Origin of the sequence: Streptomyces plumbidurans (assembly GCF_019857225.1) — a bacterium.
Taxonomy (GTDB): Bacteria; Actinomycetota; Actinomycetes; order Streptomycetales; family Streptomycetaceae; genus Streptomyces; species Streptomyces plumbidurans.
The window spans coordinates 99,969-115,373 of record NZ_JAFJSY010000017.1; the positions used below are offsets into that span (position 1 = coordinate 99,969).

Annotated in this window: 15 protein-coding genes and 1 tRNA gene; 8 read left to right on the plus strand and 8 right to left on the minus strand. The window is 68.7% G+C overall.

Annotated elements, in window-relative coordinates; genetic code table 11:
- Nucleotides 1-55: 55 nt before the first annotated feature.
- Nucleotides 56-910, plus strand: coding sequence for a nucleotidyltransferase domain-containing protein (locus JYK17_RS14325; RefSeq protein ID WP_108010861.1), 855 nt, complete (start codon nucleotides 56-58; stop codon nucleotides 908-910).
- Nucleotides 911-923: 13 nt separating this feature from the next.
- On the opposite strand, the gene JYK17_RS14330 is transcribed toward JYK17_RS14325, so the two are convergent.
- From JYK17_RS14330 to sp36, 4 genes are all read right to left on the minus strand, one after another.
- On the minus strand, nucleotides 924-1,778 hold the full coding sequence (locus JYK17_RS14330; RefSeq protein ID WP_108010859.1) for an MBL fold metallo-hydrolase: 855 nt from the start codon (nucleotides 1,776-1,778) through the stop codon (nucleotides 924-926).
- Between the two features lie 2 nt (nucleotides 1,779-1,780).
- Nucleotides 1,781-2,656 (minus strand): NUDIX hydrolase, encoded by an 876-nt coding sequence (locus JYK17_RS14335; RefSeq protein ID WP_128802577.1) that lies wholly within the window; start codon nucleotides 2,654-2,656, stop codon nucleotides 1,781-1,783.
- 98 nt (nucleotides 2,657-2,754) lie between these two features.
- Complete coding sequence (locus JYK17_RS14340; RefSeq protein WP_108010855.1) at nucleotides 2,755-3,222, minus strand: RidA family protein; 468 nt, start codon at nucleotides 3,220-3,222, stop codon at nucleotides 2,755-2,757.
- Entirely contained in the window at nucleotides 3,219-3,392 is a 174-nt protein-coding gene (sp36, locus tag JYK17_RS14345) for a Sp36 family protein (RefSeq protein WP_108010853.1), read from the minus strand. The genes JYK17_RS14340 and sp36 overlap by 4 nt, the downstream gene beginning before the upstream one ends.
- On the opposite strand from sp36, the gene JYK17_RS14350 reads away from it, so the two are divergent.
- The 3 genes from JYK17_RS14350 (at nucleotide 3,391) to bagB (ending at nucleotide 7,664) form a co-directional block, all read left to right on the plus strand.
- Nucleotides 3,391-5,079, plus strand: coding sequence for a recombinase family protein (locus JYK17_RS14350; RefSeq protein WP_222810490.1), 1,689 nt, complete (start codon nucleotides 3,391-3,393; stop codon nucleotides 5,077-5,079). The two genes, sp36 and JYK17_RS14350, sit on opposite strands and share 2 nt — an antisense overlap.
- A 213-nt stretch (nucleotides 5,080-5,292) precedes the next feature.
- On the plus strand, nucleotides 5,293-6,348 hold the full coding sequence (gene bagA, locus JYK17_RS14355) for an ATPase BagA (RefSeq protein WP_258198297.1): 1,056 nt from the start codon (nucleotides 5,293-5,295) through the stop codon (nucleotides 6,346-6,348).
- Entirely contained in the window at nucleotides 6,345-7,664 is a 1,320-nt protein-coding gene (gene bagB, locus JYK17_RS14360; RefSeq protein WP_108010847.1) for an ATPase BagB, read from the plus strand. The genes bagA and bagB overlap by 4 nt, the downstream gene beginning before the upstream one ends.
- A gap of 135 nt (nucleotides 7,665-7,799) precedes the next feature.
- Here the strand turns inward: bagB and wblA are convergent, their stop codons facing one another.
- Nucleotides 7,800-8,138: a transcriptional regulator WblA gene (wblA, locus tag JYK17_RS14365; RefSeq protein WP_037783411.1), complete on the minus strand. Its 339-nt coding sequence runs from the start codon at nucleotides 8,136-8,138 to the stop codon at nucleotides 7,800-7,802.
- A gap of 636 nt (nucleotides 8,139-8,774) precedes the next feature.
- On the opposite strand from wblA, the gene JYK17_RS14370 reads away from it, so the two are divergent.
- Entirely contained in the window at nucleotides 8,775-11,069 is a 2,295-nt protein-coding gene (locus JYK17_RS14370) for a transglycosylase domain-containing protein (RefSeq protein ID WP_108010845.1), read from the plus strand.
- Between the two features lie 144 nt (nucleotides 11,070-11,213).
- Here JYK17_RS14370 and JYK17_RS14375 read toward each other — a convergent pair whose 3' ends face one another.
- Nucleotides 11,214-11,681 (minus strand): GatB/YqeY domain-containing protein, encoded by a 468-nt coding sequence (locus tag JYK17_RS14375; protein ID WP_108011127.1) that lies wholly within the window; start codon nucleotides 11,679-11,681, stop codon nucleotides 11,214-11,216.
- Nucleotides 11,682-11,774: 93 nt separating this feature from the next.
- Here JYK17_RS14375 and JYK17_RS14380 point away from each other — a divergent pair, with 93 nt between their 5' ends.
- From JYK17_RS14380 to JYK17_RS14390, 3 genes are all read left to right on the plus strand, one after another.
- Complete coding sequence (locus JYK17_RS14380) at nucleotides 11,775-12,701, plus strand: metallophosphoesterase (RefSeq protein ID WP_108010843.1); 927 nt, start codon at nucleotides 11,775-11,777, stop codon at nucleotides 12,699-12,701.
- An 81-nt stretch (nucleotides 12,702-12,782) separates the two neighbouring features.
- Complete coding sequence (locus JYK17_RS14385) at nucleotides 12,783-13,568, plus strand: Pr6Pr family membrane protein (protein WP_108010841.1); 786 nt, start codon at nucleotides 12,783-12,785, stop codon at nucleotides 13,566-13,568.
- A gap of 34 nt (nucleotides 13,569-13,602) precedes the next feature.
- Nucleotides 13,603-13,676: transfer RNA gene (locus tag JYK17_RS14390), tRNA-Pro, on the plus strand.
- 83 nt (nucleotides 13,677-13,759) lie between these two features.
- Here JYK17_RS14390 and JYK17_RS14395 read toward each other — a convergent pair.
- On the minus strand, nucleotides 13,760-14,965 hold the full coding sequence (locus JYK17_RS14395; RefSeq protein ID WP_222810491.1) for a site-specific integrase: 1,206 nt from the start codon (nucleotides 14,963-14,965) through the stop codon (nucleotides 13,760-13,762).
- 73 nt (nucleotides 14,966-15,038) lie between these two features.
- Nucleotides 15,039-15,248 carry a helix-turn-helix domain-containing protein gene (locus tag JYK17_RS14400; RefSeq protein WP_222810492.1) on the minus strand — a complete coding sequence of 70 codons (210 nt, stop codon included), beginning with the start codon at nucleotides 15,246-15,248 and terminating at the stop codon, nucleotides 15,039-15,041.
- Between the last annotated feature and the right edge of the window lie 157 nt (nucleotides 15,249-15,405).

A 15,405-nucleotide genomic window follows, 5' to 3' on the forward strand; every position in this document is an offset into this window, starting at 1 on the left:
CCGCTCGGTGTCCCCAACGGCCGCTCAGTGACCGCATGTCCGCTCAGTGGACCCCATGGCCGAAAACGTGACCCCCAAGGGCCTCGACCCCCAGGGCTGCATCGAGCGCGAGGGCTCTCTCGGCCGCATCCCGCCCGCCTTCCGGCCCGTCGTCGCCTCCGCGCGGGACCGGCTGCTGGGGCTGTTCGGGGCGCGGCTGCAGAGCGCGTGCGTCTACGGATCGATCCCGCGCGGCACCGCACGCGCGGGACGCAGCGATCTGGATCTGCTGGTCGCGCTGCGGGAGGAGCCGACGGACGCCGACCGGGCGGGCGTCCTGGCGCTCGGGGACGCCGTCGACAGGGAGTTCCCGCAGATCGACGGCGTCAGCACGCTGCTGTACAGCCGGGCACGGCTGCTGAGCCCGGCGGAGACGTACGACCTCGGGTGGTTCGTGGCCTGTCTGTGCACCCCGCTGCTGGGTGAGGACCTCGCCGAACACCTGCCCCGCTACCGACCCGACTCCCGGCTCGCCCGCGAGACCAACGGGGACCTCGCCCTGCTGCTGCCCCGCTGGCGGCACCGGATCGAGAAGGCCACCGTGGAGGCCATCGAGCAGACCACCGAGCAGACCGGGGACGCCGAGGCGGCCCGACGACCGCTCGTACGGTTCATGTCCCGGCATCTCGTGCGCACCGGGTTCACGCTCGTCATGCCCCGCTGGAACGGCTGGACCAGCGACCTGACGGAGATGGCCGAGGCGTTCGGCGCGTACTACCCCGAGCGCGCACAGCAGATGCTCGCCGCGGCCGCCCTCGGCCGGGAGCCGACCGGCGACGCCGCCGTACTGCGCTCCTACGTCGACGACCTGGGACCGTGGCTCGCGCGGGAGTACGCGCGCGTGCACGGCGTAAAAAGTCCCAGAGACTAGACGGCTGCAGGGGCTACGGAGCTTCGGCCGCCGGCCCCTGGATCAGCCCGTGCTCCTCCAGGTAGTCCAGCTGCGCCCGCACCGACAGCTCGGCCGCCGGCCACAGGGAGCGGTCGACGTCCGCGTAGACGTGCGCGACGACCTGGGACGGCGTGCTGCAGCCCTCCTCGACCGCCGTCTCGACCTGGGCGAGGCGATGGGCACGGTGGGCGAGATAGAACTCGACGGCGCCCTGGGCGTCCTCCAGGACCGGACCGTGGCCCGGGAGCACCGTGTGCACGCCGTCGTCGACGGTCAGGGACCGCAGCCTGCGCAGCGAGTCCAGATAGTCGCCGAGGCGGCCGTCGGGGTGCGCCACGACCGTCGTACCGCGGCCCAGGACCGTGTCGCCCGTCAGGACCGCGCGGTCGGCCGGCAGGTGGAAGCAGAGGGAGTCCGAGGTGTGGCCCGGGGTCGGCACGACCCTCAGCTCCAGGCCGCCGACCTCGACCACGTCCCCCGCGGCCAGCCCCTCGTCGCCCAGCCGCAGCGCCGGGTCCAGGGCACGCACGTGCGTACCGGTCAGCTCGGCGAAACGGGCGGCGCCCTCGGCGTGGTCGGGGTGGCCGTGGGTCAGCAGGGTGAGGGCGACGCGTCGTCCGGCCCTCTCGGCCGTGTCGATGACGTTGCGCAGATGCCCCTCGTCCAGCGGCCCGGGGTCGAGGACCACCGCCAGATCGGAACCCGGCTCGGCGAGGATCCAGGTGTTCGTGCCGTCGAGGGTCATCGCCGAGGCGTTGGGCGCCAGGACGTTGACGGCCCGGGAGGTGGCGGGGCCGGTGAGGACTCCGCCCCGTGGCTGGCCGGGAAGGGCTGCTGCGTCCGTCATGCTCAGGCTCCACCGGTCGGCAGGTCGGTCGGGATGTGCTTGGTGAACTCGTCGTGCCCCGGCCAGGACAGCACGATCTCCCCGTCCTGGAGGCGGGCCCGCGCCAGTACGGCCGTCATGTCGCGCCCGGGGGCGGCGGCGAGCGCCTCGGCGGCCGTGCCGTACGGGAGCAGCTGGCGCAGGGTCGCGACGGTGGGCGGCATCATCAGCAGCTCGCCCTTGTCGTAGCCCTCCACGGCCTCCTGCGGCCGGATCCACACCGTGCGGTCGGCCTCCGTGGAGGCGTTGCGAGTGCGCTGGCCCTGCGGGAGGGCCGCCACGAAGAACCAGGTGTCGTAGCGCCGGGACTCGAACTCGGGGGTGATCCAGCGGGTCCAGGCGCCCAGCAGGTCGGAGCGCAGGACCAGGCCGCGGCGGTCGAGGAACTCGGCGAAGGAGACCTCGCGGGCGGCCACGGCCGCGCGGTCGGCCTCCCAGTCGTCGCCCGTGGTGTCACCGACGACGCCGTCGGCGGACGGCCCGGCGAGCAGGACGCCCGCCTCCTCGTAGGTCTCGCGCACGGCCGCGCAGACGATCGCCTGGGCACTCGCCTCGTCGACACCCAGCCGCTGCGCCCACCACGCGCGCGTGGGACCCGCCCAGCGGACGTGGTGCTCGTCGTCGCGGGGGTCGACGCCGCCGCCCGGATAGGCGTACGCGCCTCCGGCGAAGGCCATGGAGGCGCGTCTGCGCAGCATGTGCACGGCGGGGGTGCGGTCGGTGTCCTTCAGGAGCATGACGGTCGCCGCGCGCTTGGGCACGACAGGAGTGAGCGTGCCGTCCGTGAGTGCGCGGATGCGCTCCGGCCAGTCCTGTGGAAACCACTGCCCATTCGCCATGGGCGGAGGCTATCTGCTGGTGCGCGAATGTTCGAGAGGCCACCGAGGTCAGAGCGCCGGGCCCGGGCACACGGCCGCTCTGGACACCACCGGGGCGGCTACGCCCCCGTGAGCTCCACCTGGATCTCGACCTCGACCGGAGCGTCCAGCGGCAGCACCGCCACGCCGACCGCGCTGCGCGCGTGCACGCCCTTGTCGCCGAGAACCTCGCCGAGCAGTTCGCTCGCGCCGTTGACCACTCCGGGCTGGCCGGTGAAGTCGGTGGCCGAGGCGACGAAGCCCACGACCTTCACCACGCGCGCGATGCGGTCCAGGTCGCCGGTGACGGACTTGACCGCGGCCAGTGCGTTCAGCGCACAGGTGCGGGCCAGTTCCTTGGCCTCCTCGGGCGTGACCTCCCCGCCCACCTTGCCGGTGACGGGCAGCTTGCCCTCGACCATGGGGAGCTGACCGGCGGTGTAGACGTACACACCGGACTGCACGGCCGGCTGGTACGCGGCCAGCGGCGGCACGACCTCGGGCAGCGTCAGACCGAGCTCTGCGAGCTTCGCCTCGACGGCACTCATGCCTTCTCCCGCTTCAGGTAGGCAACGAGCTGCTCGGGGTTGTTCGGCCCGGGCACGACCTGGACGAGCTCCCAGCCGTCCTCGCCCCAGGTGTCCAGGATCTGCTTGGTGGCGTGGACGAGCAAAGGCACAGTTGCGTATTCCCAAGAACGATGGCTGACTTCGGCCATGACGACACCCCAGGTGGTGAGCGGTATGAACTTTCACGTCGCAGGCTATACGCGTCAGTCCTACGGCCGGGTCAACGGCAGTGAGGCCAGCCCCGCAAGCCAGCGTGAGGCCAACGAGCGGCGCTTTGCAACGTTCGCCGCCGAGATGGCGCGGCAGGGGCGTGAGGCTTCCTGGCACGGCCACTACGAGGACGTCGGGATCAGCGCGTACAGCAAGAAGGAACGGCCAGACTTTGAGCGCCTGCTGCGTGACTGCCGCCTGGGCCGCATCAACGTCGTCGTTGTCTACAACGTCAGCCGCTTTTCTCGCCTCGAACCCCGTGACGCCATCCCGATCGTCACTGAGCTTTTGCAGTCCCTGAGCGTGACCCTCATCTCTGTGGCTGAGGGCGTGTTCCGCCCCGGCGACATGATGGATGTCATTCATCTGCTGTTCAGGCTCGACGCTGCGCACCAGGAGTCCAAGAACAAGTCGACGGCCGTCCGTGATGCTGCTGCGCTGGCTCGCTCCCTGGGTGGTTACGTGGGCGGTAAGGCTCCTTATGGTCGCCAGCTGAAGCAGGAGACTCGAACGACCCCCAACGGCAAGCCTGTTGCGGTGCAACTGCTTGTTACTCAGCCGGACGAGGCGGAGGTAATCCGGCGGATCGTAAAGAGTCTGCTCGCTGGCACGGACTCTGTGCACAGCATGAGCGCAACGCTCAACGCCGAAGGAGTACCAACTCTCGGAACGGCGCGCGGGAAGAAGACAGCGGGTAGCTCCTGGCACCCCAAGACCGTGATCAACATGCTGCGTCACCCGCACCTCGCTGGATTCGACGCTGAGGCGGTCTACAACGCACAGGGGCGCGTGACTGGCCACCGTGTCCGACGTGACGCTGAGGGCAAGCCTGTGCGCGTCTGGGAGCCCATTCTCAGCGAGGCTGATTGGTTCGCCGTTCAGGATTGGCTCGACGCGCGGCCGGTCCGTATGAACGAGCACAGGACCACAGCGCTGCTGTCTTCTCAGGGAATCCTCGCTTGCGCGTGTGGCTGCTCGATGAGTGCGAACAACGCTGCCCGCCCCAGCTACTTCTGCAACCGGCCTACGGGTAAGCCGCTCACGCATTCGCCTGGCGACCATGAGGGCCGTAGCTACATCAGTCGTACGACTCTTGATGAGCACGTGGTGCGGAGCATCTTCGCTCTCATTGATGCTGCCGAGTGGGACGGAAAATCGAGGGAGATTCTTGAACGGGTCTCCGCGCACTACGCCGAGATCAACGAAACTCCCGAGGTGGCGCAGGAACGGCAGGCCGTCATGCATGAGCGGGCAGACGCTACGCGGGCGCTGACACAGCTCTACGACGACCGTGAGCTTTACGCGGGTGACCCCGTGGGCCGTGCGCGCTGGCAAGAGGACGTGAAGACTCAGCAAGCGCGTCTGCGGGCTGCTGACAGCCGCTTGAAAGTCCTCGGACAGGCTGGCTCGATGGTGCTGCCCATCAGCGGGTGGACCGAGTCTGACAATGGCGACCCGATGGGGCCGGGCTCATGGTGGGAATCTGCGACCTTGACCGCTCGCCGAGAGTTCGTCGCACTGTTCTGTAAGCGAATCGTCGTCCGCAAGGCGCTTCCCAGCGAAAAGAGCCGGGGCAACAAAGCGCGGGCTGTCATTGATGGCCGAGTGACTATCGAGTGGGTCTGAGCGCCTCTGGGCGGGGCTCTTTTGGCGCAGTACCGATACCTAGAGCCGAGCCCTTTCGGAAAGGGCAGCGATGCTTGATCCGCGTATCCTTCGGCCGGCCAGAATTGCCCCGGGTCCAGACCAAGGAGCCGCAGTTTGCAGAGTGAAGTGGTCTACGCCACGCATACGCCCACGGTGTGGCCATCCGAACCACATGCGGCCTGACTCTGGCCGCTGCCCACCCGCCCCCCGTGGTCGAGTTGTCCACAGGCTGTCGCGTGGTTGGTGCACGGACTGGTTAGGCTCGAAGGCGTGAGCAGGCTCCAGGTCGTCAGCGGCAAGGGCGGGACCGGAAAGACGACGGTCGCCGCCGCTCTCGCGCTGGCCCTCGCGACCGAGGGGAAGCGGACGCTTCTCGTCGAGGTCGAGGGGCGCCAGGGCATCGCGCAGCTCTTCGAGACGGAAGCGCTGCCCTACGAGGAGCGGAAGATCGCCGTCGCTCCGGGGGGCGGGGAGGTGTACGCCCTCGCCATCGACCCCGAGCTGGCCCTTTTGGACTACCTCCAGATGTTCTACAAGCTCGGAGGCGCCGGCAGAGCCCTCAAGAAACTCGGCGCGATCGACTTCGCCACCACCATCGCGCCCGGCCTCAGGGACGTGCTCCTGACCGGCAAGGCGTGCGAGGCGGTGCGCCGCAAGGACAAGAGCGGACGGTTCGCCTACGACTACGTGGTCATGGACGCGCCGCCCACAGGCCGCATCACGCGCTTCCTGAACGTGAACGACGAGGTGGCGGGACTCGCCAAGATCGGCCCGATACACAATCAGGCGCAGGCCGTGATGCGCGTGCTGAAGTCCAAGGAGACGGCCGTGCATTTGGTCACGCTCCTGGAGGAGATGCCGGTCCAGGAGACCGCGGACGGTATCGCCGAACTGCGCGCGGCCAAGCTGCCGGTGGGCCGGATCATGGTGAACATGGTGCGGCCCGAGGTGTTGGACGCCGCCGATCTGGAACTCGTGCGCAGCGTGCCGCGTTCATCGGTCGCCAGGGCACTGTCGGCGGCGGGCCTGGGTGGCGCCCGGCGGGGCGGGAACGCCGAGAAGCTGGTGGACCCCCTGCTGGAGCAGGCCGAGGAGTACGCCGAGCGGTACGAGCTGGAGCACGAGCAGCGCGCGGTGCTCGCCGAGCTGGGCCTGCCGCTGCACGAACTGCCGCTGCTCGCCGAGGGCATGGACCTGGCGGGGCTGTACGAGCTGGCCACCGAGCTGCGGAAGCAGGGGATGTCATGAGTCCGGACCCGGCAGCGGACCAGGAGAGCACCCGGCACCCACTCTCCCCCGCGCGCACCCTCGACGTCGACCCGCTGCTCGACGACCCGAAGACCCGGATCGTGGTGTGCTGCGGCTCGGGCGGCGTCGGCAAGACGACCACCGCCGCGGCCCTGGGCCTGAGGGCGGCCGAGCGCGGGCGCAAGGTGGTCGTGCTGACCATCGACCCGGCACGCCGGCTCGCGCAGTCCATGGGCATCGACTCGCTCGACAACACCCCGCGCCGGGTGAAGGACGTCGACGGCGGGGGCGAACTGCACGCCATGATGCTCGACATGAAGCGCACCTTCGACGAGATCGTCGAAGCGCACGCGGACCGCGAGCGGGCGGCCGCGATCCTGTCGAACCCCTTCTACCAGTCGCTCTCGGCGGGCTTCGCGGGCACGCAGGAGTACATGGCGATGGAGAAGCTCGGGCAGCTGCGCGCGCGCAACGAGTGGGACCTGATCGTCGTGGACACCCCGCCGTCGCGTTCGGCGCTCGACTTCCTGGACGCGCCGAAGCGGCTGGGCTCGTTCCTCGACGGCCGGCTGATCCGGCTGCTGACCGCCCCGGCGAAGCTGGGCGGCCGCGCGGGCATGAAGTTCCTGAACGTCGGGATGTCGATGATGACCGGCACGCTCGGCAAGCTGCTGGGCGGTCAACTGCTCAAGGACGTCCAGACGTTCGTGTCGGCGATGGACACGACCTTCGGCGGTTTCCGCACGCGCGCGGATGCCACGTACAAGCTGCTGCAGGCGCCGGGGACGGCGTTTTTGGTGGTGGCGGCGCCGGAGCGGGACGCGCTGCGGGAGGCCGCGTACTTCGTGGAGCGGCTGGCGGCGGAGGACATGCCGCTCGCCGGTCTGGTGCTCAACCGCGTCCACGGCAGCGGTGCCGCCCGGCTGTCGGCCGAGCGGGCGCTCGCCGCCGCGGAAAATCTTGTGGAGCCCCGCATTGTCGATCAGGACGGCGGGAAAGCTGGACTTCGTAACTCTCCCGACCCGTACGGCAGTTCAGAATCACCCGCATCCGAGCCCCACTCCCCCGGGGCGGATGGGGACGTCGACCAGCTCACCGCGGGCCTGTTGCGGCTGCATGCCGACCGTATGCAGCTGCTCTCCCGCGAGCAGCGCACGCGTGACCGCTTCACGACCCTGCACCCCGAGGTGGCGGTGGCCGAAGTGGCCGCGCTGCCTGGCGATGTGCACGACCTCGCGGGCCTGCGGAACATCGGCGACCGCCTCACGGCCAACCGACCGGAGCTGCCCGAGACCGCCGTGGACCCAAGAGACTGACGTGGCTTCAGGGACCGCTGAGGACTACGAAACCGCCGTGGCCTCAGAGACGACCGCTGAGGACGCCGAAACCGCCGTGGACCCAGAACCTGCCGTGGACCCGGAGACCGCTACGGACTGATCCGAGGGTCGACCTCAGCTCACGGCCGCGTAGTTCTCGTACACCTGGTCGTCGTCGAGCGGCAGGATGCCCACCCCGCGCTCGTACTCCAGGCGGGCCGTCTCGAGGAGCCGGCGCCAGGAGGTGACCGTGGGTCGCCTGCGCAGCAGTGCGCGGCGCTCCCGCTCCGTCATGCCTCCCCACACGCCGAACTCGACGCGGTTGTCCAGCGCATCGGCCAGGCATTCCGTGCGTACCGGACATCCGGTGCACACCGCCTTGGCCCTGTTCTGCGCTGCTCCCTGCACGAACAGTTCATCCGGATCGGTAGTGCGGCAGGCGGCCTGCGCACTCCAGTCGGTTACCCAGCCCATACCGGCGCCGTCCTCTCCCGAATCGAGGCTCCCCCACGGCGGCAGCGGCATATGCACCGCCGCCAGTTGAGGACGTTACGGAAGGCGGGCAGAGCGCAACACCCCCAGCGGGCCCAATCTTGAATGGCCCGAACGGACTATGCGTAAGCGGCAGATCACCCGGGGGAGTGAGCTGGTGACATGCGTGATCTTCCCGGCAAACCGGGACAGTTCTGTTGAGTCACAACGGACGCCAACTGACACACAAGGCGGATTCGGACACGTCCCCAGCAAAAAGTTGGGGAACCTCCGGAACGATTCGGGGTCGCCGGACGTATTGATACGTGGCCCTACTGCTGTGACAGTTGAGAGCAGCTTAGGCCAAGGCATATACGTGTGTCCGGCGAATGAGAACGTAGACACCTGACGTTGCCATGCCGTCACGTTCAGAGGATGAGACCTCTGGTCATGGCTGGGCAGTCGTCCGGGAATGATCGGCCGTCCTGTGCTCGCCATCATGAGCAAGGCGTCTTGGCTGGTCAGGCCGCCGCCCTCGCGGCAGCCCGGCTGCACCTGGATGTCACGGTCCGGTACTCGAACGCTCCGAGAAGCCCCTGCGTCTGCGGAACGCTCATCACTACGGATTAGGCTGCCCTCATGCCAAAGAAGCGCTCGGGCGGTGGTCTGTCGCCAACGCAGCAGGCCGCCAAGTTCCTCGGTGTCAGTGTGCTCGCCGGTGCGGTGCTGGCCGGCATCGCGTTGCCCGCCGTAGGCGCACTGGGCCTTGCCGCCAAGGGATCGGTGGAGAGTTTCGACGAGCTCCCCGCGAACCTCAAGACGCCACCCCTGAGCCAGCGCACCACGATCCTCGACGCCGACGGCGGCCAGATCGCCACGGTCTACTCACGCGACCGCACGGTGGTCGGCCTCAAGGACGTCTCGCCCTACATGCAGAAGGCGATCGTCGCGATCGAGGACTCGCGCTACTACCAGCACGGCGCGGTCGACCTGAAGGGCGTCCTGCGCGCGCTGAACACGAACGCGCGGAGCGGCGGGGTGGCCCAGGGCGCCTCCACGCTCACCCAGCAGTACGTGAAGAACGTCTTCGTGGAGGAGGCCGGCGACGACCCGACGAAGGTCGCCGAGGCCACCCAGCAGACCCTCGGCCGCAAGATCAAGGAACTGAAGTACGCGATCCAGGTCGAGGAGGAGCTCGGCAAGAAGAAGATCCTCGAGAACTACCTGAACATCACGTTCTTCGGCGAGCAGGCCTACGGCGTCGAGGCCGCCGCCCAGCGCTACTTCTCCAAGCACGCCAAGGACCTCAACGTCCAGGAGTCGGCGCTGCTCGCGGGCATCGTCCAGTCGCCGAGCCGGTACGACCCGGTCAACGACGAGGCGGAGGCCACCAAGCGCCGCAATGTCGTCCTGCAGCGCATGGCCGACATGGGCGACATCTCGCAGACCGAGGCCGACAAGGCCAAGAAGACGCCGCTGGGCCTCAACCCCAGCAAGCCGAAGAACGGCTGCATCACCGCGGTCAAGGGCGCCGGCTTCTTCTGTGACTACGTGCGCGAGGTGTTCCTCAACGACCCGGTCTTCGGCAGGACCAAGGAGGCCCGGGCGAAGGTCTGGAACCAGGGCGGTCTGACGATCCGTACGACGCTCGACCCGCAGGCGCAGAAGTCGGTCGAGACGTCGATCAAGGACCACGTCTACAAGAGCGACTCCGTGGCCACCGCGTCCACCCTCGTCGAGCCCGGCACCGGCAAGATCCTCGCGATGGGCCAGTCCCGGCCGTACGGCTTCCGCAAGCACGAGACGCAGATCAACCTGTCGGTGGACCAGGGCATGGGCGGCGGCGCGGGCTACCAGACCGGTTCGACGTTCAAGCCGATCGTGGCCGCGGCGGCCCTGGAGGGCGGCACGCCGGCGACGAAGTCGTACTCCTCGCCGTACGAGATGGCCTATCCGAGCCCGGTGTCGACCTGCGACGGCAAGCAGTGGCGGACCGACCCGAACAACCCGGCCAAGCTGACGAACGAGAACGAGTCGGAGCACGGCCCGTACAGCATGAAGCAGGCGACCGCGAAGTCGATCAACACCTACTACGTGCAGCTGATCAGCGACATCGGCATCTGCCCGGTCGTCGAGATGGCCAAGAAGATGGGCGTGGAGCGCGCGGACGGCGGCAAGATGCAGCAGGCCCCCTCCATCGCGCTGGGCACGCAGGAGATGTCCCCGCTGACGATGGCGAGCGCGTACGCGGCGTTCGCGACGCGCGGCATGTACTGCACGCCGGTCGCCATCGAGTCCATCACGCAGACCGTCGGCAGCCAGAAGAAGTCCCTGGCCGTGCCGAAGTCGACCTGCTCGCGCGCGATGTCGGAGAAGACCGCCGACACCGTGAGCACGCTCCTGAAGGGCGTGGTCGAGGACGGCACGGGCCAGCAGGCGGGTCTCGACAGCCGTCCGAGCGCCGGTAAGACCGGTACGACGGACAACCGCTACGCGGCCTGGTTCGTCGGCTACACCCCGAACATGGCGGGCGCGGTCTGGGTCGGCGACCCGACCCACCGGCGCCAGATGAAGAACATCAGCATCGGCGGTGTGTACCACCCGCTCGTCTACGGCGCCGACACCCCGGGCCCGATCTGGAAGGACGCCATGACCGGCGCCCTGGAGGGCAAGCCGGTGGAGAACTTCAACCTCGTCAACATCCCCGACGGCGACAAGGGCCGGGGCCACGGCCACGACGACGGGGACAACGGCGACCACGGAGACAACGGCGGCCTCATCGGCGGCCTGGTGGGCGGCAACGACGGCGGCAACGACACCGGCGGCAACACAAACGGCGGCGCCCTCCCGACACCCACCTTCTCCTTCCCGTCGAACCTCTTCCAGGGCCAGAACGGCAACGGGGGGAACGGGAACGGGGGGCGGCGCGGCTGACGCCCCATATCCGTATGTGAAATGTGTACGGCCCCTGTGTCACCGGGATGGGTGGAGAGGGGCCGTACGCACAAGGCCGTTGGTTCACATGCGGTGATCAGGCACATGCGGCGATCAGGCGTCGTACGCCCTACGGCCGGCGGCTCAGCCCGCCAGGTGCTTCTTCACCGCCGCGGCCACGCGGCCGCCCTCGGCCTGGCCGGCGACCTTCGGGTTCACGATCTTCATGACGGCGCCCATGGCGCGCGGGCCCTCGGCGCCGGCCGCCCGGGCCTCCTCGACGGCCTGCGCGACGATGGCGTTCAGCTCGTCGTCGCCGAGCTGCTTGGGCAGGTACACGGCGAGCACCTCGCCCTCCGCCTTCTCCCGCTCGGCCTGCTCGGGGCGACCACCCTGCGCGAAGGCGTCGGCCGCCTCCCGGCGCTTCTTCGCCTCCTTGGTGATCACCTTCAGCACCTCGTCGTCGGAGAGCTCGCGCTTCTCCTTGCCCGCGACCTCCTCCTTGGTGATCGCGGCGAGCGTCAGCCGGAGCGTCGAGGAGCGCAGCTCGTCGCGCCCCTTGATCGCGGCGTTGAGGTCTTCCTGCAGCTTCGACTTGAGCGTGGTGGTCATGGGACGATTGTCGCAGGTGCCGACGGCCCGATGCCCGCGCATTTAAAGGGCGGTGGGGCTCGGAAGGTACTCCGGGTCTGACACGATGGGCGTATGCGCGCTCGATACGGAGTACCTCTGGGGATCGCGGCGGCCGGCGCCGCGGGTGTGGTGTACGCGGCGGGGTTCGAGGTCCGCTCGTTCCGGCTGCGACGGGTGACGATCCCCGTCCTGCCGCCGGGGATGCACCCCCTGCGCATCCTCCAGGTCTCCGACATCCACATGGTCGGCGGGCAGCGCAAGAAGCAGCGCTGGCTGCGCTCCCTGGCCGGGCTGCGCCCCGACTTCGTGATCAACACCGGCGACAACCTGTCCGACCCGGAGGGCGTGCCGGAGGTCCTCGACGCCCTGGGCCCGCTGATGGAGTTCCCCGGGGCGTACGTCTTCGGCTCGAACGACTACTACGGCCCCAGGTTCCGCAACCCGGCCCGCTATCTGATGGAGAAGGCCCAGCGGCGCCACGGGCTGAACGGCAACGCACCGGTCGTCGGCGCGATCCACAACCCGTGGGAGGACCTGCGGGACGGCTTCGACGCGGCGGGCTGGCTGAACCTGACGAACACCCGCGGCACGCTCAAGGTCGAGGGCGTCTCGGTGGAGCTCACGGGTCTCGACGACCCGCACATCAAGCGCGACCGCTACGCCCAGGTGGCCGGCGGCCCGTCCGGGGCCGCGGACTTCTCGATGGGCGTCGTACACGCGCCCTACCTGCGCGTACTGGACTCCTTCACGGCGGACGCGTACCCCCTGGTCCTGGCCGGCCACACCCATGGCGGACAGCTCTGCATCCCCTTCTACGGCGCCCTGGTCACCAACTGCGACCTGGACACGGACCGGGTGAAGGGCCTGTCGACCCATACGGCCGACGGCCACACGTCGTATCTCCACGTCTCGGCGGGCTGCGGCACCAACCGCTACACGCCGGTACGGTTCGCCTGCCCACCGGAGGCGACGCTGCTGACGCTGGTGGGACGGGAGTAACCTCCGGCGGCGGTCGGCCGGGCGTAACCCGCGCGGCCCATTCACGTGGCCCCCGACACCCCTTTTGCCTAGCTTGAGGGCATGACCGCCCCGATACCCCGGGACATGCCGGATCTTCCAGCACTGTCCGGTATGCCCTCACTGCTGCCTTCCTCGGTTCCCGCCGCCGCGGTGGTGACTCCCGTACGGCGCCCGCTCGCCGCCGCGTACCGCCTCGTGGTCGCCCTGACGGCAGCGGCGGGAGTCACGCTCGACCTGCTCCTCGGCAGCCCGGTACGGGTGCTGAGCTACTTCACGATCCAGAGCAACATCCTGGTCGCCGTCGTCCTTCTGCTCTCGGCCCGCCGCGCCTGGAAGGCCGGCCGACCGCTCCCCTCGGCGTGGACGGGGGCGACGCTGCTCTACATCACCATCACGGCGCTGGTGTACCACCTGCTCCTGGCCGACGCCTCGCCCGTGTTCTCCATGACGGGCAGCACCTCGGCGCTGACCGGCCGGCAGTGGATCAGCAACCAGATCCTGCACACGGTGGTCCCGGTCGCGGTACTGCTGGACTGGCTGCTCCTGACCCCCCGCGGCCGCCTGCACCTCCGCCAGGCGGCGACCTGGCTGCTCTACCCCCTGGCGTACCTGCTCTTCTCCCTCACCAGAGGCGAGCTGATCCCGCCCGGCACACCGGGCCGCTACCTCTACCCCTTCCTGGACGTCGACCTGCACAGCTACAAGAACGTCCTCGCCAACGCCCTCCTCCTCGGCCTCGCCTTCTACGGCCTGGCCATCCTCCTCGTCGCCCTCGACCACGCCCGCCCCAACCCGGTCCACCACCGCCGAAAAACCGGATTTCGTCTCCAGCCACCGGTGGGCTAAAGTAATCGACGTCGCCGCGAGCAGCAGCGACGATCGGGGTGTAGCGCAGCTTGGCAGCGCGCTTCGTTCGGGACGAAGAGGTCGTGGGTTCAAATCCCGCCACCCCGACACTGGTCAGAGGCCCATTCGCTTGATCGCGAATGGGCCTCTTTCATGCCCTGGGGGCCAAACAGGGGGCCAAACGAATTTGATCAGGCCACCGCGTCGCCCTCTTCCTGGCCCTCCGCGTCCTCCCTTTCCTGATCTTCGGCGAAGATGTCGTCCATCGCTTCTGCGCCCTGCGTGATCACGGGCCGGAGCTGTTTGCGGTAGACCGCCTCTGTGGTCGCCTGGCTGCTGTGACCGACCAGGAGCGCGATCCGCTCCAAGGGGATGCCGTGGTCTGAGAGCAGAGACACGAAGCTGTGCCGGAGTTCCCGCGGCGTCCACTCCGGCTTCAGTCCGGCCTTCTTCACGATCGCCTTGAAGTCGCGCCGGACGTTGGCCGCGTCAAGCGGCTCGCCGCTCCGGGTCGTGAAGACACGGCCGGTCGGGCTCCACTCCATCCCTCTCGATGCCCGTTCCTGCTTCTGCCATCGCATGTGCTCTTCGAGGACGTCGACCACCTGCTTCGGCAGAGCGATGGTCCGGCGGCTCTTCCTGGTCTTGGTCTCACCGTGCTTGCGCACCGAACGCCACACCGCGACGTGAGGCGGGATGCCGTCCGTCGTCTCCAGGAAGACGTGATCCCAGGTAAGGGGCCGCGCCTCTTCCGTACGCACACCGCTGAGGAGTGAGAGCACGAGATAGGCGTACAGCCGTGACGGACGCGCGGCGGTCAGTACGGCTTTCGCCTGCTCCAAGTTCAACGCCTTGCTCGGTCGACCGGGGCGCCCCTCCGGTGCGGTGACGAGTAGGGCGACGTTCCGCGCGGCCTTGTCTCTGCGCTGAGCGTGCGCGATGGAGCGGCGCAGGATGGCGAGCAGGTCGCGCAGACTTCGCGTCGCGAGGAATTCAGCCCTGTCGTCCAACCAGTCGTCGACGTCGTCCGCGCTGAGTTCTCTCAGCTTGGCCTTGCCGATGAACGGGATCAGGTGCTTGTTCGCCATCGAGCGGTTCTTGCCGATGGTGCCCTTCTCATCGCGCCCCTTCAGTCCGCGCTCCAACCAGTCGTTCACCGCGTCGGCCACGGTGTAGTTGGCCGGCGCCTTGACGCCGGTCTGCATCTCCTTCTTCAAGTCCCGGATCTTCTGGCGGACTTCGGTCTTCGTTTTGCCGTACACCTTCGGCCGACGGCGCTTGCCGTTCGGGGCGTATCCCAGGGAGACGGCTCCCACGTAACTCTTCTTGGCGGGGTCCCAATAGATCGTGTCCGCACCGTGGCCAGCCCGTTGGGCGCGCTTCGGGGTCTCGGTCATTTTCTGTTGTTCCTCCATAGGACAGGGCCGCGCCCTGATGGGCGCGGCCCTGCGGAACTTGAGTGATGGGGATTCAGGCGGTGGCCTCTGCCTCGCGCTTGAGGAGTTCGACGTACTGCGCGATGTACTCCGGCGGCACGAGTCGGCGACGGCCGATGCGGACGGTCTGAAGGCGTCCGAGGCGGATTTCCTCGTAGACCATCGAGCGTCCGATCCTGAGAGCCTTGGCCGCCTCTTCGGGGCGGTAGAGGAGCTGTTCGGCAGGTTCAACAGCGGTGGCCATCCGGCGGTGCCTCCTCGGCAGGGTTCCGGGGGCGGTGGCCCCCTTCCTGTCAGGTCCGCTACTTCCGCTACCTCCGCTACCGCCCTGGTCAGGGGCATGATCCAGGTAGCGGATAGAGGTAGCGGTAGCGGATGGAGCCGCTACCGGCCCCGGGTTC